Raw genomic sequence first — 23,962 nt, forward strand, 5'->3', positions numbered from 1 at the left:
TTTTATAAATTTTAAGAGGCGTTAAAAAACAGTTTTCAGACGAAAGGAGATCGAAGTTGAGTATAGATTTAAGTAACAAAAAAATTCCGAAAGAAGCAATTCAAGCATTAAAAACTATAGCGGAACTACTTGATAATATGTTAATTGGGGTGTATTTGTATGGTTCGGCAGTAATGGGTGGTTTACGTATGAATAGCGATGTAGATATTTTGGTAATAACAAATCAAAGTTTATCTGAAAAAACTCGAAGGAATCTTACAAATAGGTTAATGCTTATATCTGGGAAAATAGGAAACATAAAAGATATGAGGCCTCTTGAAGTTACGGTCATAAATCAAAAGGATATTGTCCCTTGGCATTTCCCCCCCAAATATGAATTTATGTATGGCGAGTGGCTAAGAGAGCAGTTTGAAAAGGGAGAAATTCCTGAGTCGACTTATGATCCGGATTTAGCAATACTTTTAGCACAACTAAGAAAAAATAGTATTAACCTTTTGGGACCAAAGGCAACAGAAGTAATTGAGCCTGTGCCAATGACAGATATTCGAAAAGCAATTAAAGAATCGTTGCCCGGGTTGATAGCTAGCATTAACGGTGACGAACGCAATGTGATTTTAACTTTAGCCAGAATGTGGCTGACAGCATCTACTGGTGAAATTCGCTCAAAAGATCTGGCAGCTGAATGGGCGATACCTCAATTACCCGATGAGCATGCTACTTTACTCAACAAAGCGAGAGAGGCTTATTTAGGAGAGTGTGTTGACAAGTGGGAAGGAATGGAATCTGAGGTGGCTGAACTCGTTAATCATATGAAAAAGTCTATAGAGTCTTCCCTTAATATCCAATTACCTTTTCGAATAGTTTAAATATAACAAAGACTAGTTGTTAATGTGCATTATTGATTGCTTCGATATGTTCCCCCATATATCAGTTTCTTAAAAAATAATCAAAATACCGTTGATACGTTCCCGCGAACGAAAGGGTTAAAAATCAGCTTAAGACATCAATGCCATCAACTCGAGCCATGTGGAGTGTATAGCATTGTTGACTAGAATTTAGGTAAGACAGAGTAAATAGGCTGATAAATAAAGGATTTCTAAGTGTTGTTCAATTTAGAATGACGCTTGGGAATTTTTTATTTGCAGAGAAAGTTTGAATTTAAAAAGAGTGTGGAGTTGACAGATCTGTTATTTAGGGATTGAGTTGATGGGTTGGTTTATATAATCTTTCTTGAAAAAATTATATACTTTATAAAACGCTATATTTATGCTATACTAACTATATAAGCAGGTGGAATACATGGATATAGGGAAAAAAATAAAACAAATAAGAAAGTCGATGTTTTTAACACAAGAAGAGTTCGCTGAAAAATTGAATGTTTCATTTTGCACTGTAAATAGATGGGAAAATAATAAAGCAATTCCAAATTTAAATGCGCTAAAAAAGATAAAACATTTTTGCGAAGAAAACGAAATTGAATTCAAAATTTCTATGAAAGATCTGGAGGTACTGTAAATGCAAGTATTGAGCTTATTTAGCGGATGTGGTGGATTAGATTTGGGATTTGAAAGAGCTGGATTTAAAATTCCAGTTGCTAATGAGTATGATAAAACAATTTGGGAAACCTTTAAACTGAATCATCCGAATACCAAATTAATAGAAGGCGATATTAGAAACCTATCAAAGAAAGATATTGCAGAGCATTTCAAAGGAAATATCGATGGAATTATTGGTGGACCTCCTTGTCAATCTTGGTCCGAAGCAGGATCTCTAAAGGGAATAGATGACGATAGAGGAAAGTTATTTTTTGATTATATTCGTTTATTAAAAGAGATTAAACCTAAATTTTTTCTAGCGGAAAATGTGAGTGGTATGTTAGCGAATAGACATTCAGAGGCAGTTAAGAATATCTTAGAAATGTTTGAGGAAGCTGGTTATATTACTACAATGACCCTCGTTAATGCCAAAGACTACGGAGTTGCACAAGATAGAAAGAGAGTCTTCTATATAGGATTTAGAAGTGATTTAGAAGTCAATTTTGAATTTCCTAAGGGATCAACTTCTGATGATAGTAAAAAGATTACATTAAAAGACGTTATCTGGGACTTGCAAGAAACTGCTGTACCTGCGAGTGAAAAAAATAAAAGTAATCCAGAAGCAATAAACAATAATGAATATTTCATTGGATCATTTTCAACAATTTTCATGAGTAGAAATAGAGTTCGTTCGTGGGATGAACAAGGGTATACTGTACAGGCGTCAGGGAGACAGTGTCAACTTCATCCTCAGGCTCCAAAGATGATAAAGTTTGAAAAAAATGATTGTAGATTTGTAGAAGGAAAAGAGCATCTCTATAGGAGATTAACAGTAAGAGAGGTAGCTAGAGTTCAAGGATTTCCTGATGATTTTAAGTTTATCTATGATAGTGTAGATACTGGATATAAAATGATTGGTAATGCAGTACCTGTGAACTTAGCATATGAAATAGCATTAGCAATTAAATCAGTACTTTAAAAATAAAAACCAGCAAATACTATAGTTGCTGGTTTTTGCTTTTTATAATTTTCTTGGGACAATAATGTTGTATTGATCTTCTAAGGTATCGAGTATATGATTATGGTTAAGTCTAGTGGGTTCTACGGTAACAAATTCACCTAGAGCAAAAAGTTCCCTAGGATTTTCAATTACTGTTGGTTGCTCTAAAGACTCATATGGTTGAAACTTTGTATAAACATTTTTTCCGCGGTTAGTGCCTTCTGTCATTGGATTTATAGGTCTATATGCAACTTTGAATGACTCTGTAGCTTCAATAACTGTTTCAACAGTTATTTCTTCTAAATTATTAATAAGATTTAAAATACTATTAGGCACAGTGTTATCTATTATCATACAATTTGCAACATGCTCTCCTTTACCAAACCCTCTTGCAACGGTTAGGATATCCTTAGCAGTAAAGATATCGGTAAAATCCTGTGCGGTATTTCCAGTTCTTCTTCCAAAGCAAATACTTACACCAACGTAAGGGGCAATAGCAGTTTCTGCCCATTGATTTGCCCATTTAGTAGCTTCTAAAGTCATTCTTTCAAAAGCTTCTGTACCAAATTCTTCTAGAAATCTAACGTGACCATACCAATTTCCGAAATAGTCTGCATTAGTCAACTTTGCAGATATTTTTATTGGTTCTCCTTTAGACAATTCAATAATTACGTCTGTTTTATTACTTCTATTTACACTACCGATTCCCCTACATGAGATTATTTCAGAGGAGGGAACAATCCCTTCTTTAATCATCCATTCAGGTAAATCATTTGGTAAACTTTCACCTATATGATTATTAACCATTTCCACTAAATCATTTTCAAATTTATCAGATTTTTTTGACATGTTAATCCCCCTTAACAGTTTCCATAATATCTTCAATACCGCAGTCTAAAACACTACAAATCTTCAACAGCACATCTGTTGTGACATTTTCACCTTTTCCTAATTTAGCAAGAGAGGAAGAACTGATACCAGATTCTTCTCTCAATTTAGTTTTAGACCAACCTATATCAATGAGTCGTTTCCATAATTTGTTGTAGCTTATTTTAAGATTCATTTTCATTCGCTCCCTTACTCCAAGAAATACCGAATAATTCATTACCATTATCTGATAGTCGTAATACAGTATTATCTTTTAATACTTTTTCAGTTTCTGATCCATAAGATGCGGTCTTATCAATTGCAATAAATACTTGTTTACCAAGTTTAGCTGTTTGTGTGTATAGTTTTACTAGTCCAGCTATTGCTTGATCACTTATATTTTTAAATAACAATGAGTCATGCGCTAACATTGGTAAATTTGTTAAGTATAGTATTGCTAAATCAAGCACAAGTACACCCTTAAATTTTGTACCAGTTCCATCGTCATCTGGTGTATGGAACGAATAGCTGTTGTATGCTTTTAATGTAATTTGAGGTGACTTACGAACATCAGGGTAGAGTACATCATTGAATTCACGCATTTTAGCGTTTATTATACTTTGAAGTTCTACCAATATTTCTTCAATACTACGCTTCAAGTCTTTGTCAGCATCCAGTTTGATTTTATTTAATTTGTTTTCATCAAGATAGGCTTTGTTTTGTTCTTTCAAGGCATTAATAGTAGATGTTAATTCTGTGTATTTATCTAAGAAATCAGCTGATAAATGTGTCGAAGCTCCAATTTCACTAAGTTGTATATTTGTGTTCTGTAAGACATCTTCAATTTGTTTCAACTCGTGTGTAAGCTGTTCTTTTTCATTACTGAATTCTGAGTCCAAAATTTTTGCTAACTTTTTATGGTACTTCTCAATCTCGAAAATTTTTTTAACTTCTACACTAGGGAAAAATTCCTGTAAGGAAGAAACATCGGCTTCAGTAGGGTAGAGACCATACTCTAAACTAATATCAAGTAACTTTAATCTTCGTTGTTTGTCTAGCATGAGTTTTTCAAGTTCTAACTTTTGATTTTTTAACTTAATCTTTTGCTTACTGTTTTCTAAATCTTGAGAATTTATTCTTAGATTTTCTTCATCCTCTTGTAATTGTGATAGCTGATATTCAAGCTCTTTTATTCTTGCTGCGTTTAATTCAAATTGTTTTTGACCACCAATTAGATTTGATATGAAGTTATATTTTCTAGCTTCTTTAAATGCCTTTAATTTGTTTTTGCTTTCTGTTAATTTTTCGCGATAGATTTCAATATCGTCATAATAATCAAAAAGTTGAATTAGTGTTGTCAGAGCCCCCTCTGATGATTGACTGCTATAAACCTTTAATGGATAGTCTAGATCTTGATTGGATTTACCAGCAATTCTAAAAAATCCACTAACCCCAAGTCTAAAAGATAAACCTTTATTGTTTAAATCGTATTTATCTTTTAAAAAATCCATATAATCGTCTTTGGTATGTGTTTTATCAATGACATCGTATCCATTTTTGTATTCAATAATTTTTTCTGAGTTTTCCGTATCTCTTGAAAAATAGTAAGTTTTATCGAATTTAAAAGAAAAGTAAATGGGATGATCCCCGACCTTTTTGACAGCAACAGATTTCAAATAACTAGTGCCACCAAAAATGAAATCAATCGCTAGCAAAGTAGAGGACTTTCCAATTGAGTTATCGGCATTATCCATTCCCATTACGACATTAAGTCCTAAATGGAATTTAATAGGTTCTCTAATTTCACCTTCTTTTTTAAAGGCAGGAGACCACATTTCTATAAGCATATTTTTACCTCCCCTGAATCAGACATCTCGATTGCATTTAGAGCATATAAACAATCCATTATAGATAAAAAGTCTGTTGGCTCTTTCAGGTATTTAGAAATTGCTCTAAATAACGTCACTACATGGTTGTTTCCATTTTTTATTTCCTCTAGTACCAATGGAAGGTAAAACAATGTGCTGTTTTTATAAGAGTATAGTTTATTTGGTAATTGCATTACTCTAACACCTCACATTTCTGAATAAAGAAAGAAACAATCATTTGGCAAAAGTATATGTCCTGCAATGTTGCATGATGTATTTTCTCAGAGATAGTATTGAAAATTTCAAGACTATCTTTATTTGATTTTTTGAGTTTTTTGTACATACTCCTCATTTGATTTTGAATTTCAATATAATCAATTTTTCCTCGCTTATCTAAACTAACGAGAATTTTATCAAGTGTCACATAGTTATCAATTACTTGATTTTTCACAGTGTTATATAAAGTTCTATTTTGGTCAATCGCTATCTTATCGGTTAATTCTTTAGGATCAAACGAAATGTCGTAGTCGTCGTATTTTAATTTATTCATCCGGATTAGAACTTCTGTTATTCCTTCATCGAGTTGTATTGCGGATAGTGTTTGTTGAGAAATGTTATTAGATGCCAGAATTCTTTTTATATTAGCCAATTGTTTGGTGATACTTTTTCTTTTATCTGATTGATAAGTCAAAAAACAATCGGGACATAAAGTAATTAAATTGGATACATCTGTACCTTTAGATTTATCAATCATTGAAATTTCATAATTCGCATAATCTAATCCATTATTTGTTTTTATTAAAAGGGAATCACAAGATGGGAATGCACACCTATTGTTTGATTCAACTAGTAAAAATCTCCCATGTTTCTTTTTAAGAGCTGATGACTGTGAACGAAGATTATTCTTCTGAATCGCATCTGCTGGAGATACTCCTGCTCTTTGTCTAATAATATCGGCGAAAATTTGAGGGACTCTAGTTGCGACATTATCAGTGTCAATATCAGGAAAATATCCTGACATTTCATCAGCCAATGATTCAATACAGTCAAATCCTCTAGACTCAATAGATAGTTCCATATTTTCAGTATTTAAGTTGTATAGAAGTTGCGTTGCCATTTTTTTACTGAAACTTCTATTTGGCTTTGTATAACTAATTAGAGTTGAATCGGCTTTATCACTCGCAATTCCAATTCGAGATAAAAAAGAATCACAATCTTCTTCAGTAATCATTTCAATGAGCTCTCTAAAAAATATTGGAACAGTAGCTCCATTTGATAAATGTCTTTTTAAGATTTTGAACAATGTAGGAAAATCCAAATATATGCCTCCTTTCAAATTTTGTACCAACTTGTACCATCATGTACAAAAGTGTCCCTATTTGAAAAGAGGCCTTTATTATAATGATGACAGATCCAATTGATAAATATTTCGTAAATTAATTATATCACGAGCAGTTATCTTGGGTCAAAAAAGATATTTGCGAATCTATATATGATATTCGCAAAAACAAATACAAAATCTCATAAAAAGTTCAAGTAGGCCTACAAGAACGGACGAGATGCAAAAGTGAATTTAGAAATTACCAACTATATAGATGAAGTAAGTAGTAGTCTAGGTAATTTTGAAATTTCAATGCACCGACCGTATTTTGTTGCGCCTATTTGATGCCAACTTCTAAAACTGTGGTGTGTTGAAATACCACAGTTCTTTTTGTTTCTCGTCCTTTGAGTAGGAAGGTTGAAACAGAAATTATGAAGATTAAATGGCAAGACAACAACAAAAAAGTAGAACTAGACGTGGAATTAGATGAATTAAAAGGGTGGCTAAAGATTGATGTGATTGAAGATGAATCAGAAGAAGAACTGCAAGAACGAATTCAAGAAGCAATTAACGAAAAATACAATAAACCAGATTACAACAACTGGCACAGACACAATCGTCATGTAGGTTATTCCAAAAAAGTATCTGAAGATGGAGACGATTATTTTGGTCACTTCAAAGAACCGTTAATAACTGAAGTTGAAGATAGCACTATCTTTTATAAAGACGAGATTGAGAGAAGTCATCAAGAAGAATTGGAAAATTGCTATAGGTTTCTAACTAAGCACATTAATAAACAAGAGCTTGTTGATTTGTTTACTAAGGTTGTTTTTGAAGGATACACGCTTAGAGAAATTGCGATACTTCAAAATCCAAGACCAGAAGGGATGAGCGAGAAAGAATACAAGAAGCTAATCGCAAAAGTAGAAAACAATCTCTCTCATAAATTAGTAAGGGTTCGAAAAAAATTAGAAAAAATAATTTTAGAAACGTCCGATTTTGATGTCTCTCGTGGCTACCTAGTAGAGGATAACTCCTCTAGAAATTTATAGGAGGTCATTAGGATGACGAAAATTCAAATTTTTTCAAACGATGAGTTTGGCAAGGTAAGGACCATTATGGTTAAAGGAAATCCAATGTTTATTGGAAAAGATGTAGCAGAGATTCTAGGATACTCGAATACTAGAAAAGCCTTATTAGACCATGTTGATGAAGAGGACAAGGGGGTAACGAAATGTGACACCCTTGGCGGAGTACAAGAATTAACAGTTATCAACGAATCAGGACTGTACAGTTTAATTCTTTCTAGCCACATGCCAAAAGCAAAAGCATTTAAAAGGTGGGTTACAACAGAAGTATTACCTTCTATTCGTAAAACAGGTATGTATGCGACTGATTATCTACTCGATAATCCAGACATTGCCATTGCAGCATTTACGGCATTAAAAGAAGAAAGGGAAAGAAACAAGACTCTGACTAAGACTATTGCCATTCAAAATCAACAGATTGTTGAGATGAAACCAAAGGCTTCATATTATGATGTCATTTTAAGTAGTAATAATGCGATTCCCATGCGTACCCTTGCCAAAGATTATGGCAAATCAGCACAGTGGATGAATGCCAAACTGCATGATCTAGGTGTTCAGTTCAAGCAAGGTGATACGTGGCTACTTTATCAAAAATTTGCAGCACTTGGTTATACCAACACAAAAACACATTCATTTACTCATCATGATGGCAGTCAAGGTGCAAAGGTTCATACCTATTGGACACAAAAAGGACGATTGTTTATTTATCAGTTACTAAAGTCAAATAATATCTTACCGCTTATGGAACAGGAGGCTTTCGATGAGTAAATCCATTAAAAAAATCATTAGTGAAAAACAACATCAGTTCAAACCGATAGTTTATATCTGTGCTCCATTTAGTGGTGATACGACCTTTAATACCAAACAAGCAGTTAAGTATGCGAAGTTTGCTTATGAGAATGGTGCAATACCACTTACACCACATCTACTATTTCCATTTTTAGATGACGGAAGTTTAGCAGACAGGCAGTCTGCATTATCTATGGATAAGATTTTTCTAGGGAAATGTCAAGAAGTCTGGGTGTTTGGAGATACGATAACAGATGGGATGCACCAAGAATTAGAAATATCTAAAAGAAGACGTCAACCGATTAGATACTTTACAACAGAGTGTAAGGAGGAAACAACGTGCAGCTAACAATGTATAACTCAAACAGTAAGGGCAATGCTAAAAATTGTATCTATCCGAATAAACACACTATCACAAACGAAAAAGAGCTCATGGACGTGGTCAGTTTTGACCATGTCTGTGCGAGCTTTAAAAATAATTATCGAAACAAAGATAACTTTTTAGAGTGCAACTGTGATGTGTTTGATTGTGATAATGACCATAGTGATGATCCCTCAGACTGGATCTATCCTGAAGATTATGAGTTCTTATTAGAAGGGGCAAGTTTTGCAGTAGTGCCTAGTCGTAATGATGGCAAAGTAAAAAACGGTAAATCTGCCAGACCAAGACATCATTTATATCTTCCTCATCGCATTTTTCACTCTGCTAATGAGTGTGAGGCTTTCAAGCAAAAAGTCTATGAGCGATTTCCTTTTTTAGATGGCAATGCACTGGATGCTGCAAGGTTTATCTTTGGTCATGCTGTTAGTGAGATGATGTGGTTTGAAGGTAGTGTAGATATTGAAGATGTTATCAGCTCAGATGAACCTGATTTGTTTGCGCAATTAGATGAAGAATCGGCTACTATACAATCTGGTTCAAGAAATGCAACGATGAGCCATATTGCTGGGAAACTTATAAAGCGATATGGCAATACCGATGAATGTTTTGAACTATTTATGAAAGAGTCAGAAAAGTGCAGTCCGCCGCTTAGTGATAGTGAACTTAAAACAATATGGCTTAGTGCGTGTAAGTTTGGAAGTAAAGTATCAAAGCAAGCTGGATATATTGACCCTGAATTATACAATCAAGAATTAAAGCTAATGCCTAATGATTTTTCTGATGTGGGGCAAGCGTATGTACTTTCTAAAGAATATGCTGACAGAATAAAATACTCTCCAGCAACAGAATATTTAGTTTATAACGGCAGTTTTTGGGAGGAGTCTTTACCTAATGCACAAGCCTTATCTCAAGAGTTAACAGAAAAACAACTAGAAGAAGCTGAAGTTGAAATTCAAAAATGCATGAAAGAATTAAATAGTTTAGGTGCGATGACACTTATCTTATCACTTGGTGAGAAAAAAGCTGTGGACCAATTTAATGATAAGCAAAAAAGAGTGTTCGAAAAGTATAAGAACGCACTGACTTATCAAAAGTATGCGATTAAAAGAAGAGATAGTAAGTATATTTGGTCTACGCTTAAAGAAGTACGACCACTTGTTCAAATCGAACCTGTCATGTTAGATAAAAACGAGTTTTTGCTTAATACTCCAATTGGAACGATAAATTTAATCAATGGAGATTTACAGGCTCATAACTATCAAGATTTTATTACAAAACAAACAAGTGTAGCACCAAGCAATAAAGGGATGGATATTTGGAAGGACGCGCTAAATACATTTTTTAGGAATAACCAAGAGCTAATAGATTATGTTAAACAGATTGTCGGACTAGCTAGTGTAGGTAAAGTTTATGTTGAAGCACTCATTATTGCTTATGGAGAAGGCAGGAACGGGAAGTCTACCTTTTGGAACGTGATTGCTAGAGTGCTTGGAACGTATAGTGGCAATATCTCTGCTGATATGTTGACCGTTGGATGTAGACGAAATGTAAAACCAGAACTTGCAGAGGCGAAAGGGAAAAGACTACTCATTGCTGCAGAGCTTGAAGAAGGAATGCGCATGAACACATCTAATGTAAAACAGCTTTGTTCAACGGATGAGATTTTTGCGGAAAAGAAATTCAAATCGCCATTTAGTTATGTACCTACTCATACATTAGTTCTTTATACCAATCATCTACCGAGAGTTGGAGCACTAGATAAAGGAACTTGGAGAAGGTTAATCGTTATACCGTTTAATGCCAAGATTGAAGGGTCGAGCGATATTAAAAATTATGCCGATTACTTATATGAAGAATGTGGTGGTGCGATTTTAAGTTGGATCATTGAAGGGGCGAAATCAGTCATCAAATCTAACTTTAAAATTCAAAAACCACAAGTGGTGGAAGATGCCATTAAAGTTTATAAGGAAAATAATGACTGGCTTAATCACTTCATTGAAGAGTGCTGTGAGGTGGATGTTTCAGCCACAGAAAAGAGTGGTGAGCTATATAGTGAGTACCGAGCATTTTGTTTGCGAAATGGTGAGTTTACTCGTGGTACGGCAGACTTTTATGCTGCACTTGAAAATGCAGATTTTAAGCGTAAGAAGAATATGAAGGGTTCTTTTGTGTATGGACTTAAATTGAAATCGGAATTTGAATGATGGTGTATGACGCTCATTTCAGTAGATTTTGAATATTTGTATTTTAAGTTGAAATCAAAAAAATACTGTAATTGACTGTCATAAATAGAAATATGACGGTATATGATAGTCTATTACATAACCTTATATAGGAATAGAAAAAATAAAGTATATATATTATATAGGTAAATAGGTATCATAGCCTGTCATAGGTTAGGAGATTACTATGTTAGAAAAAGAAATTGAAAGACAGTTAGTCAAAAGCGTAAAAGCTAAAAATGGCTTATGTTTAAAGTTTAATTGTTTAAGCATGAATGGTGTTCCAGATAGAATCATTTTGATGCCATTCGGGAAGTTTTGCTTTGTAGAAGTTAAGGCTCCTGGTAAAAAGTTAAGACCGTTACAGATGAAACGTAAAAAGCAGTTTGAATCGCTAGGCTTTGATGTCTATGTTATTGATGACATCACACGCATTGATGAATTGGTAGAGAGGTTAACAGCATGACAAGAAAAATAAGGGAAGGAGGTGTCGCCGAGTGAAGTTCAATCCACATAACTATCAAGCACATTCAATCAATCACATCGTAAAGAATGAAATGTCAGCATTATTTTTGGATATGGGCTTGGGCTGAGGGCAAAACAGTCATTACCTTATCAGCAATCAACGATTTAATGTTTGATTACTTTGATGTAAGTAAAGCACTAATCATTGGACCTCTTAGAGTAGCGTCTGAAACTTGGCCATCAGAAATTAAAAAATGGAGTCATCTCAAAGACTTAAAGTATTCTGTGGTAATTGGAACAGAGAAAGAAAGACTAACAGCATTAAAGATAAAAGCTGATATCTATATCATTAACCGAGAAAATGTTGACTGGCTAATTAATAAAAGTGGATGCCCATTTAATTTTGATATGGTTGTGATTGATGAGCTTAGTTCTTTTAAGTCTTATCAAAGTAAGAGGGTTAAAAGTTTACTTAAAGTCAGACCAAAGATAAAACGCATTGTTGGACTTACTGGAACACCAAGTAGTAATGGCTTAATGGATTTATGGGCTCAGTTTAGAATACTAGACTTTGGAGAAAGGCTTGGTCGATATATTAGTCATTACAGGAACACCTACTTTGTACCAGATAAGCGAAATGGAATGATCGTGTATTCCTATAAACCGCAAGCAAATGCTGAAGAGAGAATATATAAGAAAATTGAAGATATTACGATATCTATGAAAGCAAAAGACTACCTAAAGCTTCCTGAATGTATCATGAATGAAGTGGAAGTAAAACTTGATAAGAAAGAAAAGAAAGTCTACGACACATTAAAAGAAGAGATGATTGTATCCATCAAGGATACAGAAATTGATGCGATTAATGCGGCAAGTCTTTCAAATAAACTTCTTCAAATGGCAAATGGAACAGTCTATGATGAAAACAAAAACGCCCATACTATTCATGATAAGAAATTAGATGCACTTGAAGATTTAATTGAAGGTGCCAATGGTAAACCAGTCCTTGTAGCCTATTGGTTTCAAAGTGATAGAGATAGAATCATGAAAAGATTTAATGTTCGAGAAATCAAAACAAGTGAAGATATAGATCATTGGAATAAAGGAGATATACCCGTTGCACTCATTCATCCAGCAAGTGCAGGTCATGGACTGAATTTACAACAAGGTGGCTCGACACTGATTTGGTACTCGCTGACTTGGAGTTTAGAACTCTATCAACAAACCAATGCCAGACTTCATAGACAAGGACAAAAAGATACTGTGGTGATCCATCACATCTTAACCAAAGGAACGATTGACTTTGATGTGATGAAGGCACTAAAGAAAAAAGATAAAATACAATCGGCTTTAATGGAAGCAGTTAAAGCAAATCTTGAGTAGAGGTTCTAGAGAGAACTTACCTCAGAAATCTTGGAGGTAAGAGATGACATCAAAAGAATTTTTTAGATACTTAAAACAATTAGAAAACCAAATCGAATCAAAAAGCTATATGGCACAAACCTATAGAACACTTGCAGAAGGTTTAAGTTCACCCATATATTCTGATATGCCTATAAAGGCAAGTAGAGAACTAGAACCCATGGCAAAAGCATTAACCAAAGCATTAGAAATTGAAGATGAGATAAAAGAACTAAAATTTGAACTTGCCAGTCAAAAAGCAAAAGGGATGGATGCAATATCAATGCTTGAGAAAGAGTATCAGATATTACTGATAAAAAGATACTTTGAAAAGAAGTCGTGGGGACAGATTGCAGCAAGTATGTATTATTCAGAACGATGGATATATAAGCTACATGGACTAGCACTAAAAGATTTGGATCAATTGTTCAGTTGAGTTCAGTTAAGTGCAGTCGAGTTCACTAGTATTCAGTAAGGACGCTATGATAGACTATAATTGTGAAAAAGTATAATTAAAACAACGCTCTGGTGGAGAAATCCGTCAGGGCTTTTTAATTGGAGGAAGTTATGCCAACTAAACCTAAACGAGCATGTTCCTATCCAATGTGTCCAAAATTAACCGATGGACGATTTTGTGAGGAACATCAAAAAAGAGAAAACAAACGATACGAACAGTATGATAGAAACCCAATCGTGAGAAAAAGATATGGAAGTGAGTGGCGTAAAGTCCGTGCAAAGTATGTAAGAACTCATCCTTATTGCGAACTGTGTTTTAAGGAAGGTAGGATGAAACTCGTTGAAGAAGTGCATCATAAAGTTCCTTTATCAGAAGGTGGCACACATGATGAAGATAATCTCATTTCTCTTTGTCAAAGCTGTCATGCAAGAATTCACGCCAAAGATGGTAGTCGTTGGAACAAAAAGAAATAGGGGTAGGGGGATAACAATCTCTAAACTAGATCCCAAAGGATAACGGGCGCCTCCCTTCACGCACAAAAAGAGCGAAATCAAAAGGGTAATAGGGAAAATCAAACAAAAATATTTTCAGAACGGAGGTGTTTTATGCCGACTAAATCAAACAATACTGGCGGTCGTGGAGGCAAACGAGCTGGTGCAGGACGAAAGAAAAAATCAAATATTGAGAAAGTGCAAACTGGTAATCCGGGTGGACGCACATTAAGTATGTTGGATATTCCACATATGGAAGGTGTTGAAATGCCAACTCCAAATGACTATTTATCACGAGACCAAAAAGACGGTTCAGTTTTACAAGCAAAAGAAATCTACGAAGAAACGTGGCAGTGGTTGGATAATTTAAATGTATCGCAACTAGTTCATCCGAATTTAATCGAACGCTACGCCATGAGTTCAGCAAGATGGATTCAATGCGAAGAGATAACAAGTAAACTAGGATTTTTGTCTAAACATCCAACTACAGGGAATCCTATACCGTCACCATTTATCAACATTGGAATAAATTATATGAATCAATCTTTAAAACTATGGAATGAGATATTCCAAATTGTAAAAGAAAACTGTAGTAAAGAATTTGAGGGTTTAATGCCACAAGATGATATGATGGAGCGATTACTTCGTTCTAGGAAAGGAATATAAATATGATTGAAAAAGTAAACCCACAGCACCCTGATAAAATCGCAGATAGAATTGCAGGAGCAATTGTGGACTTAGCCTATACAAAAGAAGAACAACCAAAAGTTGCCGTTGAAGTATTAATCGGACACAGAAAATGTATTGTCATTATTGAAACGACAAGTCAATTAAAGAAAAAAGAAATTGTGACAATAATTGAAAGAATTGCAGGTAAGATGAAATGTGATATCACAATTGAAAAGCAAGATGTACATTTATCTAATAACCAAGAAGGAAAAATTAGATGTGGTGATAACGGCATATTTAAAGGTATGCCTGTAACAGATGAACAGAAAAAATTATCTGAAATCGCAAGAAATATTTACAGACAATATCCATTTGATGGTAAATATATTTTAGACGGAGAAAAATTAATCATCTGTCAAAGTAATGCCTATCAACAGTTTTTACAGAGCCAATTTCCTAATGCAATCATTAACCCATTAGGTGGTTGGACAGGAGGAACGGACGTAGATACGGGTGCTACTAATCGAAAACTAGGCAGTGATATGGCTGATAGTGTAACGGGTGGTGGTTTACATGGTAAAGACTTATCTAAAGCAGATGTGTCAGTTAACATTTATGCCTTTTTAAGATCGCAACAAGTAAAAGAACCTGTGCAGTTTTCATGTGCGATTGGTGATGAAACAATAGACGGAATTCCTTATGAAGATATCGTAAAAATTGCAAAAGAATATATAGACTCCATTGGTGGTTTTGAGAAACTAGCCGAGTGGGGTCTTTTTTAGAGGTGTGAAATGAAAAAAGAAGCACAGTATTATTTAGCCAATATCAATGAACTCATTCCATATGTGAATAATGCGAGGACACATTCAGATACACAAATTGCACAAATCGCAGCTAGTATAAAAGAGTTTGGTTTTTTAAATCCAGTAATTGTATCAAGTGACAATACTATTTTATGTGGACATGGTCGTTACTATGCAGCCCAAAAGTTAGGGCTTGAAAAGATACCCTGTATTAAAGAAGAACACCTAACTGAGGTACAAAAGAAAGCATATATTATTGCAGATAATAAACTCGCATTAAATGCAGGTTGGGATAATGATTTGCTAACCATTGAGTTATCTGATTTACAAGGTGTGGACTTTGATTTAGATTTACTTGGATTTGACGATAAGGAATTATCTAAACTTTTTGATGAAACAAAAGATATTGAAGATGATGACTTTGATGTAGAAGAAGAATTGAAAAAGCCAGCAATCACTCAAACAGGAGATATTTGGCATTTAGGTAAACATACACTCATTTGTGGTGATTCAACTAAGGAAGAAACTTATAAGAAACTACTAGGGGATACAAAAGTAAACCTAGTCGTTACTGACCCTCCATACAACGTGAACTATGAAGGAAGTGCTGGGAAAATTAAAAATGATGATATGGAAGATAGTGCCTTCTATCATTTCTTACTAGATGCATTCAAGCAAACAGAAAAGGTAATGGCACAAGATTCTAGTATTTATGTATTTCATGCTGATACGGAAGGATATAATTTTAGAAAAGCATTTAAAGATGCGGGATTTTATCTATCTGGTACTTGTATTTGGAAAAAGCAATCACTCGTTTTAGGTAGAAGTCCTTATCAGTGGCAACATGAACCAATATTATTTGGTTGGAAACAAAAGGGTAAACATCAATGGTATACAGGGAGAAAGGAATCTACCATTTGGGAATTTGATAAACCAAAGAAAAATACAGACCATCCAACAATGAAACCATTAGACTTGATTGCTTATCCAATCAAAAACTCAAGTATGACCAACAGCGTTGTTCTTGATATGTTTGGTGGTAGTGGTTCTACATTACTTGCAAGCGATCAGCTTGATAGAATTTGTTACACCATTGAATTGGATGAGAAATTCTGTGATGTTATCGTCAAAAGATATATTGAACAAGTAGGTAATTCTAGTGATGTTTATGTCATTCGAGATGGGAAAAAGCTAGGTTTTGAAAAAGTGGGTGGAACTCATGTTGACAATGGGTAGTTTATTTTCAGGTTCTGGTGGTTTTGAGTTAGCATCAAAGTTAGTCGGTATAAAACCTATTTGGAATAGTGAAGTAGAACCATTTCCAATTTTAGTGACAAGGAAGAATTTGCCAGAAGTAAAACATTTAGGAAATATCCAAAAAATAAATGGCAAAGACATACCACCAGTAGATATCATTACGTTTGGTAGTCCTTGTCAAGATTTATCTATTGCAGGAAAAAGACAAGGGTTAGATGGTAAAAAGTCTAACCTTTTTTATGAAGCAATACGAGTAATAAAAGAAATGAGGGAGGAAACGAATGGAGAGTATCCAAGATATATCATTTGGGAAAATGTACCAGGAGCCTTCTCAAGCAACAAAGGAGAAGACTTTAGATGTGTGCTTGAAGCAATCTGCAAAATTAAAGAAACACAGACATCTATCCCTAGACCTACAAAATGGACCAACAGTGGAGAGATTGTGGGTCGAACATTCTCTCTTGCATGGCGAGTTCTTGATGCTAGGTATTTTGGAGTTCCCCAAAGAAGAAAAAGAATCTTCCTTGTCACAGATTTTAATGGCAAATGTGCCAGTGAAATATTATTTGACAAAGAAAGCCTGCCAGGGAATATTGAAGAGAGCACGTCTGAGAGGGAAACAACTACCACAAGAATTGGAAGAGGCACTACAATCTGCTTAAATGACCAAGGTGGAGAAAGAATGGATGTGACAGAAGATTTTACTTCAACACTTCGTGCCAAAGGGAATCGAGCACCTTATGTATTTGAAAATCACGGACAAGACTCAAGATTTAAAGGACCGTTAGATATTAGCCCTACAATTGGAGCTAATCTTGGTTTAGGGGGGAATAATCAACCATTGGTAGTTAATACTAAAACTTACGACATTCGACTTACAAGCGAAAACACACGCAACGTAAGGGCAAATATTTACGAAACCAATCTCTCTAGAACGATTGATACTGGTGGAAATAACCCAGATAGAAATCAAGGTGGATTAGCTGTGGTTTATTCTACAAGTAAAAATTCACACCATACAAGTGTTAATGTTGATGAAGTAGGTACATTAGTTTCTAGTGACTATAAAGATCCACCTACCGTAATGGATAGAAACCTAAAAGTTAGAAGATTAACACCACTTGAATGTGGCAGGCTTCAAGGTTTTCCAGATGAGTGGTGTAGTGACTTAAACATTACAAATCCAACTGAAGGTGAGTTGAAATTTTGGAGAGAAGTTTTTGAAGAACATCGTATCATTATTGGAAAAATGAAATCTAAATCGGATAAGCAAATAATAAAATGGTTATCCAATCCTTATTCAGATACAGCAGAATATAAGATGTGGGGTAATGGTGTGGCACTTCCTTGTGTTCAATATATTATGAAAAAAATCGCAAAAATAACTTGATATATAATTGGTTTAGAGTGATATATAGTGTAACGAAAAACAAAGGAGTACACTAAAATGAAAATGAGAAAAAGCCTATATAAGATTGCAGAAAAAAACTTACTTGCTGTAGAACAAAGAGGAGATTTAGAAACACGCTACAATGATTCTGAAGATTTCTTGGATGTTGCGGTTTGGACGCTACAAAAAATGTTAGAAGAAGCATACGAACTTGGAAAAAAACAAGGTGAAAAACAATGCAAGAAAAACTAAAACAGCTTCGCACTGAGTACCCAAGTGGTACTCGTGTGAAATTAGTCAAAATGGATGATGAACAAGCTCCACCAATTGGTAGTTTAGGGACTGTAATTGGAGTTGATGATTTATGTTCTATACTTGTAAGATGGGATAATGGCAGTCGATTAAGTATCGTTCTAGACGTTGATAAATGTGTCAAGGTTCAAGATGACATTATTCGACAAATTATAAAAGTTAGAGATACAGGATTAACGAATATGTTTGATACCAATTCCGTGCAGAGAATTGCTTATGAAATGGGTTTATATGAATTGGTTATGTTTATCGAAGATGATAAAAAAGCCTATATAAATATCATCATAAATGGTAAAAAATAACTTGATAATTATTCGCTTTAGAGTGATATATAGTGTAACGAAATTAAAGCGAGGATAATAAACATGACACGATTTGAAAAAGATTATGTAAGCATTCTGACAGATCCATTTTTCGCAATAGAGATTTTAGAAGAAAGAAAAAAAGAAATCAAAATATTAAATGATAAAAGAAACTGGTGTAAAAATGGTTTTAGATGGCAATGTATCACTCAAGAAATAGAAAAACTTGAAAAAGAGTACAACATACTGGATGAATTAATTTAGGGCATTAAGCTCTTTTTTTGTTGGGAGGGAATTAAGTGAAATATAAACCAAGTCAGTTTAAACAAAAAACATCTAAATATAACAAAGAATTAGCTGACTATGCAGTAAATTTTATTGAATGCCTATCCCATACAAAAGGAACATGGGCAGGCAAGCCATTTAAATTATTAAATTGGCAAGAACAAATCATTAGAGATTTATTTGGCATTGTAAAACCAGATGGGTATCGACAGTTTAATACGGCATATATTGAAATACCTAAGAAGATGGGCAAATCTGAACTCGCAGCTGCAGTGGCACTACTGCTATGTTGTGGAGATTTTGAAGAACGTGCTGAAGTGTATGGCTGTGCGGCAGATAGACAACAAGCAAGTATCGTATTTGAAGTTGCTGCGGATATGGTTAGGATGTGTCCTGCATTAAATAAACGAGTAAAGATTTTAGCCTCGCAAAAACGGATTGTGTATTTACCAACGAATAGTTTTTATCAAGTCTTATCGGCTGAGGCATATTCAAAACATGGTTTTAACATTCATGGGGTTGTGTTTGATGAGTTACATACACAACCTAACAGAAAACTGTTTGATGTGATGACAAAAGGAAGTGGGGATGCTAGAACACAGCCTTTATATTTTTTAATCACAACAGCAGGAACAGATACAAATTCGATATGTTATGAAACACACCAAAAAGCAAAAGATATACTAGAGGGTAGAAAAGTAGACCCAACTTTTTATCCTGTCATTTATGGTGCTGATGAGAGTGATGATTGGACAGATCCAAAAGTATGGAAAAAAGCTAATCCCTCTCTAGGAGTAACCGTACCAATTGAGAAAGTGAAAATGGCGTGTGAATCAGCGAAACAAAATCCAGGAGAAGAGAATGCCTTTAGACAATTGCGACTCAATCAATGGGTAAAACAAGCAGTACGTTGGATGCCTATGGAAAAGTGGGATGCTTGTTCCTTTGCAGTAAATGAAGATGAACTTGAAGGAAGAGTATGCTATGGAGGTCTTGACCTATCATCTACAACAGACATTACAGCCTTTGTTTTAGTTTTTCCACCGATAGATGAAGAAGATAAATTTGTGATACTTCCATATTTTTGGTTGCCGGAAGAAACACTGGAGTTAAGGGTTAAACGAGACCATGTTCCCTATGACATTTGGGAAAGACAAGGGTATATCCAAACCACAGAAGGAAATGTTGTTCACTATGGATATATAGAAACATTCATAGAAAAATTAGGTGAAAGGTTCAATATTAGAGAAATTGCCTTTGATAGATGGGGAGCTGTTCAAATGGTTCAAAACTTAGAAGGAATGGGTTTTGCAGTTGTACCGTTTGGTCAGGGGTTTAAGGATATGAGTCCACCTACAAAAGAATTGATGAAACTAACGCTTGAGAAAAAAATTGCTCACGGGGGGCATCCAGTACTTAGGTGGAATATGGATAACATTTTCATACGAACAGACCCTGCAGGTAACATCAAAGCCGATAAGGAAAAATCAACGGAGAAAATTGATGGTGCTATCGCTACAATTATGGCACTTGATAGGGCGATTAGGTGTGGTAATCAAAACACAGAGAGTGTATATGACAGCAGAGGTATTTTGTTTATGTGAAATTTATCATTCCGTTATAGCAGATAATATTGTTCCATATATAAGGTATCGTTCCACAAACTAGTATTATTCCGATAAACGGTATACGTTATTCCTATTTCGTTGATATTGTTCCGATAAGATGGTATAATATGAAAGAATGGAGGAACGATTTATGTACATTACAGTGAAACAAGCGGCTGAAAAATGGGGCATATCCGACAGAAGAGTAAGAATTTTGTGTTCAGAAGGGAAGATTCCCGGTGCATATCAAGAAGGAAGAGCTTGGAAAATACCTTATGATGCAACAAAGCCGACTGATGGAAGATATAAAATTAAGGAATCACTCATTCCAATTATAGAAGACAAACTAGAAATTCTTAAAAGAAGAAGACCTTTAACAGAAGGAGAGCTAGAAAGATTAAATGAGGAATTCCTAACAGAATACACCTATAATTCAAATGCAATCGAAGGTAATACCTTAACCTTGCGAGAGACAGATATGGTTCTTAGAGGGCTCACTATTGACCAGAAATCATTAAAAGAGCATTTGGAAGTTATTGGACATAAAGACGCCTTTGATTATGTCAGGCAGCTTGTTAGTGAAAACGCCCCAATATCTGAAAAAGTAATAAAGGATATTCACTATCTGGTCTTGGCCGATAAGAAAGAAGATAGGGGCATATATAGAAGAGTTCCAGTTAGGATTATGGGAGCTGCACATGAACCTGTACAGCCATATTTGATTATTCCCAAGATGGAAGAACTACTGGAACAATATGAAAACAGCAAGGGAGATATTGTGACTAAGCTTGCCCGTTTTCATATCGAATTTGAAAGCATACATCCTTTTATCGATGGAAACGGAAGAACCGGAAGACTACTAGTTAACTTAGAACTAATGAAAGCGGGGTATCTACCGATAGATATAAAGTTTACCGATCGCTTGAAATACTATGAAGCCTTTGATGAATATCATGTAAAACATAATATATCTGCAATGGCAGATATGTTTGCAAGATATTTAAATCAGAGACTGGATTTGTATTTGTCTATTTTGGATATGTAAGAATAGCAAGTCGTTAAATAAATTAGAATTTGTGGAGGTGTTAGCTATGGGGCTATTTGAAAAATTAAAAAAGAATAAAAATGCTAAAATTGTAGAGCAGAAATTCCCTTTTTATGATGAGCCAAATACAGCAGCTATTGTATGTAGTCATGTAATAAATAGAGAAGAACCAATTTTATTTGTATCACATGATGAAGATGATGGTATGTGGCAATTCTTATGCGGAAAAACACACGAAGTAGAGGACGCTAAATTAGTTTCTTTACAGTCTGTATTTGAGTTAGATAATTCGATAGGAACTTTGGTAGAAATGCCTTGTGGATATTGTGCAACAAAAGAAAATCAAGAAGCTAAATGGATAATCAGAGAACTTTAAATCCCAGTTTGTAGAACAAAATAGAAATTTAAGTTTAAAGCATCTACTAATAAGAGTAGGTGCTTTTTTGATGTAAAAATTAGGAGGAGTGTGAATGGGAATATTAAGTGGTTTATTTAAATCTAGAGACAAACCGGAAAACAAATTGAGTAATAACAGTTACTCTTTTTTTGTTGGACAATCATCAAGTGGAAAACATGTTAACGAAAAGACAGCAATGCAGATGACAGCTGTTTATTCATGTGTTCGGATATTATCTGAAACACTAGCTAGTTTACCACTGCATATATACGAAATAACAGATTTAGGAAGTAAAAAAGCAACCAAACATAGCCTATATAATATATTGCATAATGAACCAAATAGTGAAATGACCAGTTTTATTTTTAGAGAAACCTTGATGACACATTTATTGTTATGGGGGAATGCTTATGCACAAATTATCCGAAATGGAAAAGGCGATGTTTTAGGGTTATATCCATTAATGCCAGATAAAATGAAGGTCGATCGAGATGAGCATCATACCATTTACTATGAATATTTAACAGGAGAAGGGAGTAAGGTCAGGCTATCATCTCAAGATGTTTTGCATATTCCAGGACTCGGCTTTGATGGTTTAGTAGGATACTCACCCATTGCGATGGCGAAAAATGCAATTGGGATGTCTATGGCTGCCGAAGAATATGGAGCCAAGTTTTTCTCTAATGGTGCTACACCTAGTGGGATTTTAGAACATCCAGGAACAGTTAGAAATGCAGAAAGTTTAAGAGAAAGTTGGACCCGTGGTTTTTCTGGAAACAATACCCATAAGGTGGCGATACTGGAAGAAGGGATGAAGTATACACCGATTTCCATATCTCCAAATGAGGCACAATTTTTAGAAACACGAAAGTTTCAAATCAATGAGATAGCTAGAATTTTTAGGATACCACCTCATATGGTAGGTGATCTTGAAAAGTCTAGCTTTTCTAATATTGAACAACAATCCCTAGAGTTTGTGAAATATACCTTAGACCCATGGGTCATTCGTTTTGAACAAGCCTTCAATAGGCGATTGTTAAAGGATAAAGAAAAGAGTCAATTTTATGTGAAGTTTAATGTGGATGGGCTACTTCGTGGTGATTATCAATCTCGAATGAATGGTTATGCAGTTGGACGTCAAAATGGTTGGATGAGTGCTAACGATATTAGAACTTTAGAAAACCTAGATCGAATACCAACTGAAGAAGGTGGCGACTTGTATTTAGTTAATGGAAATATGTTGCCATTAAAAAATGCAGGCGCATTCGTAAATCTAAATAAGGAGGAAGAAATAAAGAGTGAAGAAATTTTGGAATTGGAAAACAAAGAATAATGATGAACACATTCTTTTTTTGAATGGAACGATTGCTGAAGAGTCTTGGTTTGATGATGATGTCACGCCAAGGCTTTTTAAGTCTGAACTAGAAAATCACAAAGGGGATATTACGGTTTGGATTAACTCTCCCGGTGGGGATTGTATCGCAGCAGCTCAAATTTACAATATGTTAATTGAACACAAAGGAGAAGTGATCGTAAAAATTGATGGTATAGCAGCAAGTGCAGCATCAGTTATTGCGATGGCTGGGACAAAAGTGTTGATGAGTCCAGTCTCTATGATGATGATTCATAATCCAATGACTGTTGCTTTTGGAGATAAAGAACAGATGAAACAAGCGATGGCAATGTTAGATGAAGTCAAAGAATCAATTATGAATGCTTATGAAATCAAGACAGGCTTAGCACGCCAAAAATTGTCCAACATGATGGATAGTGAAACTTGGATGAATGTCCATAAAGCAATTGAATTAGGATTTTGTGACACGTTATTAGAACGAGAAAAAGAAGATGGTACAGATGCACCTGTGTTATCAAATCTCTATTCAAAAGTAATTGTAGAGAATTCATTAAAAAATAAAATTGCAGAGAAAAGTAAGATTAAAGCTAAAACCAATACAGCTAAGTCAGATGACTTACTAGACAGACTCAACTTAATAAAAAATTGGAGGTAA

Annotated in this window: 27 protein-coding genes and 1 pseudogene; 23 read left to right on the forward strand and 5 right to left on the reverse strand. The window is 34.6% G+C overall.

The features are described from left to right. The first annotated feature begins 56 nt into the window (after window positions 1–56). From G576_RS0100005 to G576_RS0100015, 3 genes are all read left to right on the forward strand, one after another. The gene (locus tag G576_RS0100005) at window positions 57–866 is read left to right on the forward strand and encodes an ANT(9) family aminoglycoside nucleotidyltransferase Spw (protein ID WP_002294509.1); all 810 of its coding nucleotides are present in this window, start codon (window positions 57–59) and stop codon (window positions 864–866) included. 433 nt (window positions 867–1,299) lie between these two features. Continuing rightward, window positions 1,300–1,515: a helix-turn-helix domain-containing protein gene (locus G576_RS0100010; RefSeq protein WP_027972793.1), complete on the forward strand. Its 216-nt coding sequence runs from the start codon at window positions 1,300–1,302 to the stop codon at window positions 1,513–1,515. After that, window positions 1,516–2,514, forward strand: coding sequence for a DNA cytosine methyltransferase (locus G576_RS0100015; protein ID WP_027972794.1), 999 nt, complete (start codon window positions 1,516–1,518; stop codon window positions 2,512–2,514). Window positions 2,515–2,556: 42 nt separating this feature from the next. Here the strand turns inward: G576_RS0100015 and G576_RS0100020 are convergent, their stop codons facing one another. Genes G576_RS0100020 through G576_RS0100040 form a run of 5 tightly spaced genes read right to left on the reverse strand, consistent with a single transcriptional unit; the run spans window position 2,557 to window position 6,588 of the window. Further along, on the reverse strand, window positions 2,557–3,384 hold the full coding sequence (locus G576_RS0100020; protein ID WP_027972795.1) for a hypothetical protein: 828 nt from the start codon (window positions 3,382–3,384) through the stop codon (window positions 2,557–2,559). Window position 3,385: 1 nt separating this feature from the next. Then, window positions 3,386–3,598, reverse strand: a complete 213-nt coding sequence (locus G576_RS0100025) for a helix-turn-helix domain-containing protein (RefSeq protein WP_027972796.1) — start codon at window positions 3,596–3,598, stop codon at window positions 3,386–3,388. Further along, on the reverse strand, window positions 3,588–5,249 hold the full coding sequence (locus G576_RS0100030) for a DUF2326 domain-containing protein (protein ID WP_027972797.1): 1,662 nt from the start codon (window positions 5,247–5,249) through the stop codon (window positions 3,588–3,590). Before G576_RS0100030 ends, G576_RS0100025 begins: the two co-directional genes overlap by 11 nt. Next, window positions 5,240–5,464 carry an ABC-three component system middle component 7 gene (locus G576_RS13690; protein ID WP_027972798.1) on the reverse strand — a complete coding sequence of 75 codons (225 nt, stop codon included), beginning with the start codon at window positions 5,462–5,464 and terminating at the stop codon, window positions 5,240–5,242. Before G576_RS13690 ends, G576_RS0100030 begins: the two co-directional genes overlap by 10 nt. After that, complete coding sequence (locus G576_RS0100040; RefSeq protein ID WP_027972799.1) at window positions 5,464–6,588, reverse strand: ABC-three component system protein; 1,125 nt, start codon at window positions 6,586–6,588, stop codon at window positions 5,464–5,466. The genes G576_RS13690 and G576_RS0100040 overlap by 1 nt, the downstream gene beginning before the upstream one ends. A 434-nt stretch (window positions 6,589–7,022) precedes the next feature. Here G576_RS0100040 and G576_RS0100045 point away from each other — a divergent pair, with 434 nt between their 5' ends. The 20 genes and pseudogenes from G576_RS0100045 (at window position 7,023) to G576_RS0100145 (ending at window position 23,962) form a co-directional block, all read left to right on the forward strand. Continuing rightward, entirely contained in the window at window positions 7,023–7,643 is a 621-nt protein-coding gene (locus tag G576_RS0100045; RefSeq protein WP_027972800.1) for a hypothetical protein, read from the forward strand. A 12-nt stretch (window positions 7,644–7,655) separates the two neighbouring features. Next, entirely contained in the window at window positions 7,656–8,447 is a 792-nt protein-coding gene (locus G576_RS0100050) for a phage antirepressor (protein WP_027972801.1), read from the forward strand. After that, on the forward strand, window positions 8,440–8,817 hold the full coding sequence (locus G576_RS0100055) for a DUF7768 domain-containing protein (RefSeq protein WP_027972802.1): 378 nt from the start codon (window positions 8,440–8,442) through the stop codon (window positions 8,815–8,817). Before G576_RS0100050 ends, G576_RS0100055 begins: the two co-directional genes overlap by 8 nt. Then, window positions 8,808–11,054 carry a phage/plasmid primase, P4 family gene (locus G576_RS0100060; RefSeq protein WP_027972803.1) on the forward strand — a complete coding sequence of 749 codons (2,247 nt, stop codon included), beginning with the start codon at window positions 8,808–8,810 and terminating at the stop codon, window positions 11,052–11,054. Before G576_RS0100055 ends, G576_RS0100060 begins: the two co-directional genes overlap by 10 nt. Before the next feature lie 205 nt (window positions 11,055–11,259). Further along, on the forward strand, window positions 11,260–11,538 hold the full coding sequence (locus tag G576_RS0100065; RefSeq protein ID WP_027972804.1) for a VRR-NUC domain-containing protein: 279 nt from the start codon (window positions 11,260–11,262) through the stop codon (window positions 11,536–11,538). 31 nt (window positions 11,539–11,569) lie between these two features. Continuing rightward, window positions 11,570–12,920: pseudogene (locus G576_RS11965) on the forward strand (SNF2-related protein). 43 nt (window positions 12,921–12,963) lie between these two features. Further along, on the forward strand, window positions 12,964–13,374 hold the full coding sequence (locus G576_RS0100075) for a hypothetical protein (protein ID WP_027972805.1): 411 nt from the start codon (window positions 12,964–12,966) through the stop codon (window positions 13,372–13,374). Window positions 13,375–13,505: 131 nt separating this feature from the next. Further along, window positions 13,506–13,868, forward strand: coding sequence for an HNH endonuclease (locus G576_RS0100080; RefSeq protein ID WP_027972806.1), 363 nt, complete (start codon window positions 13,506–13,508; stop codon window positions 13,866–13,868). 132 nt (window positions 13,869–14,000) lie between these two features. Then, the gene (locus G576_RS0100085; RefSeq protein ID WP_027972807.1) at window positions 14,001–14,552 is read left to right on the forward strand and encodes a P27 family phage terminase small subunit; all 552 of its coding nucleotides are present in this window, start codon (window positions 14,001–14,003) and stop codon (window positions 14,550–14,552) included. A 2-nt stretch (window positions 14,553–14,554) separates the two neighbouring features. After that, entirely contained in the window at window positions 14,555–15,337 is a 783-nt protein-coding gene (locus tag G576_RS0100090) for an S-adenosylmethionine synthetase N-terminal domain-containing protein (protein WP_027972808.1), read from the forward strand. Between the two features lie 9 nt (window positions 15,338–15,346). Next, entirely contained in the window at window positions 15,347–16,594 is a 1,248-nt protein-coding gene (locus G576_RS0100095; RefSeq protein ID WP_027972809.1) for a site-specific DNA-methyltransferase, read from the forward strand. Beyond that, window positions 16,578–18,005 (forward strand): DNA cytosine methyltransferase, encoded by a 1,428-nt coding sequence (locus G576_RS0100100; protein WP_037618090.1) that lies wholly within the window; start codon window positions 16,578–16,580, stop codon window positions 18,003–18,005. Before G576_RS0100095 ends, G576_RS0100100 begins: the two co-directional genes overlap by 17 nt. Before the next feature lie 57 nt (window positions 18,006–18,062). Further along, entirely contained in the window at window positions 18,063–18,257 is a 195-nt protein-coding gene (locus G576_RS0100105) for a DUF6900 domain-containing protein (protein ID WP_027972811.1), read from the forward strand. Continuing rightward, window positions 18,242–18,619, forward strand: a complete 378-nt coding sequence (locus G576_RS14005) for a DUF4314 domain-containing protein (RefSeq protein ID WP_083959888.1) — start codon at window positions 18,242–18,244, stop codon at window positions 18,617–18,619. The genes G576_RS0100105 and G576_RS14005 overlap by 16 nt, the downstream gene beginning before the upstream one ends. Before the next feature lie 63 nt (window positions 18,620–18,682). Beyond that, window positions 18,683–18,883, forward strand: coding sequence for a hypothetical protein (locus G576_RS0100120; protein WP_027972812.1), 201 nt, complete (start codon window positions 18,683–18,685; stop codon window positions 18,881–18,883). 35 nt (window positions 18,884–18,918) lie between these two features. Beyond that, window positions 18,919–20,508, forward strand: a complete 1,590-nt coding sequence (locus tag G576_RS0100125; RefSeq protein ID WP_027972813.1) for a terminase large subunit — start codon at window positions 18,919–18,921, stop codon at window positions 20,506–20,508. A gap of 154 nt (window positions 20,509–20,662) precedes the next feature. Next, window positions 20,663–21,556 (forward strand): Fic family protein, encoded by an 894-nt coding sequence (locus tag G576_RS0100130; RefSeq protein WP_027972814.1) that lies wholly within the window; start codon window positions 20,663–20,665, stop codon window positions 21,554–21,556. A 46-nt stretch (window positions 21,557–21,602) separates the two neighbouring features. Then, window positions 21,603–21,932 carry a hypothetical protein gene (locus tag G576_RS0100135; protein WP_051177923.1) on the forward strand — a complete coding sequence of 110 codons (330 nt, stop codon included), beginning with the start codon at window positions 21,603–21,605 and terminating at the stop codon, window positions 21,930–21,932. 94 nt (window positions 21,933–22,026) lie between these two features. After that, window positions 22,027–23,286, forward strand: coding sequence for a phage portal protein (locus tag G576_RS0100140; protein WP_027972816.1), 1,260 nt, complete (start codon window positions 22,027–22,029; stop codon window positions 23,284–23,286). After that, window positions 23,252–23,962, forward strand: coding sequence for a head maturation protease, ClpP-related (locus tag G576_RS0100145; RefSeq protein WP_027972817.1), 711 nt, complete (start codon window positions 23,252–23,254; stop codon window positions 23,960–23,962). The genes G576_RS0100140 and G576_RS0100145 overlap by 35 nt, the downstream gene beginning before the upstream one ends.

It is taken from the genome of Streptococcus porci DSM 23759, assembly GCF_000423765.1.
Taxonomy (GTDB): domain Bacteria; phylum Bacillota; class Bacilli; order Lactobacillales; family Streptococcaceae; genus Streptococcus; species Streptococcus porci.

What these genes read in the sequence shown, in the direction of transcription:
- G576_RS13690 (WP_027972798.1), bottom strand. Translation starts at nt 5,464, where the DNA reads ATGCAATTACCAAATAAACTATACTCTTATAAAAACAGCACATTGTTT.
- G576_RS0100080 (WP_027972806.1), top strand. Translation starts at nt 13,506, where the DNA reads ATGCCAACTAAACCTAAACGAGCATGTTCCTATCCAATGTGTCCAAAA.
- G576_RS0100120 (WP_027972812.1), top strand. Translation starts at nt 18,683, where the DNA reads ATGACACGATTTGAAAAAGATTATGTAAGCATTCTGACAGATCCATTT.
- G576_RS0100045 (WP_027972800.1), top strand. Translation starts at nt 7,023, where the DNA reads ATGAAGATTAAATGGCAAGACAACAACAAAAAAGTAGAACTAGACGTG.
- G576_RS0100015 (WP_027972794.1), top strand. Translation starts at nt 1,516, where the DNA reads ATGCAAGTATTGAGCTTATTTAGCGGATGTGGTGGATTAGATTTGGGA.
- G576_RS0100010 (WP_027972793.1), top strand. Translation starts at nt 1,300, where the DNA reads ATGGATATAGGGAAAAAAATAAAACAAATAAGAAAGTCGATGTTTTTA.
- G576_RS0100085 (WP_027972807.1), top strand. Translation starts at nt 14,001, where the DNA reads ATGCCGACTAAATCAAACAATACTGGCGGTCGTGGAGGCAAACGAGCT.
- G576_RS0100140 (WP_027972816.1), top strand. Translation starts at nt 22,027, where the DNA reads ATGGGAATATTAAGTGGTTTATTTAAATCTAGAGACAAACCGGAAAAC.
- G576_RS0100135 (WP_051177923.1), top strand. Translation starts at nt 21,603, where the DNA reads ATGGGGCTATTTGAAAAATTAAAAAAGAATAAAAATGCTAAAATTGTA.
- G576_RS0100065 (WP_027972804.1), top strand. Translation starts at nt 11,260, where the DNA reads ATGTTAGAAAAAGAAATTGAAAGACAGTTAGTCAAAAGCGTAAAAGCT.
- G576_RS0100090 (WP_027972808.1), top strand. Translation starts at nt 14,555, where the DNA reads ATGATTGAAAAAGTAAACCCACAGCACCCTGATAAAATCGCAGATAGA.
- G576_RS0100075 (WP_027972805.1), top strand. Translation starts at nt 12,964, where the DNA reads ATGACATCAAAAGAATTTTTTAGATACTTAAAACAATTAGAAAACCAA.
- G576_RS0100020 (WP_027972795.1), bottom strand. Translation starts at nt 3,384, where the DNA reads ATGTCAAAAAAATCTGATAAATTTGAAAATGATTTAGTGGAAATGGTT.
- G576_RS0100105 (WP_027972811.1), top strand. Translation starts at nt 18,063, where the DNA reads ATGAAAATGAGAAAAAGCCTATATAAGATTGCAGAAAAAAACTTACTT.
- G576_RS0100055 (WP_027972802.1), top strand. Translation starts at nt 8,440, where the DNA reads ATGAGTAAATCCATTAAAAAAATCATTAGTGAAAAACAACATCAGTTC.
- G576_RS0100100 (WP_037618090.1), top strand. Translation starts at nt 16,578, where the DNA reads ATGTTGACAATGGGTAGTTTATTTTCAGGTTCTGGTGGTTTTGAGTTA.
- G576_RS0100030 (WP_027972797.1), bottom strand. Translation starts at nt 5,249, where the DNA reads ATGCTTATAGAAATGTGGTCTCCTGCCTTTAAAAAAGAAGGTGAAATT.
- G576_RS0100130 (WP_027972814.1), top strand. Translation starts at nt 20,663, where the DNA reads ATGTACATTACAGTGAAACAAGCGGCTGAAAAATGGGGCATATCCGAC.
- G576_RS0100050 (WP_027972801.1), top strand. Translation starts at nt 7,656, where the DNA reads ATGACGAAAATTCAAATTTTTTCAAACGATGAGTTTGGCAAGGTAAGG.
- G576_RS14005 (WP_083959888.1), top strand. Translation starts at nt 18,242, where the DNA reads ATGCAAGAAAAACTAAAACAGCTTCGCACTGAGTACCCAAGTGGTACT.
- G576_RS0100025 (WP_027972796.1), bottom strand. Translation starts at nt 3,598, where the DNA reads ATGAATCTTAAAATAAGCTACAACAAATTATGGAAACGACTCATTGAT.
- G576_RS0100095 (WP_027972809.1), top strand. Translation starts at nt 15,347, where the DNA reads ATGAAAAAAGAAGCACAGTATTATTTAGCCAATATCAATGAACTCATT.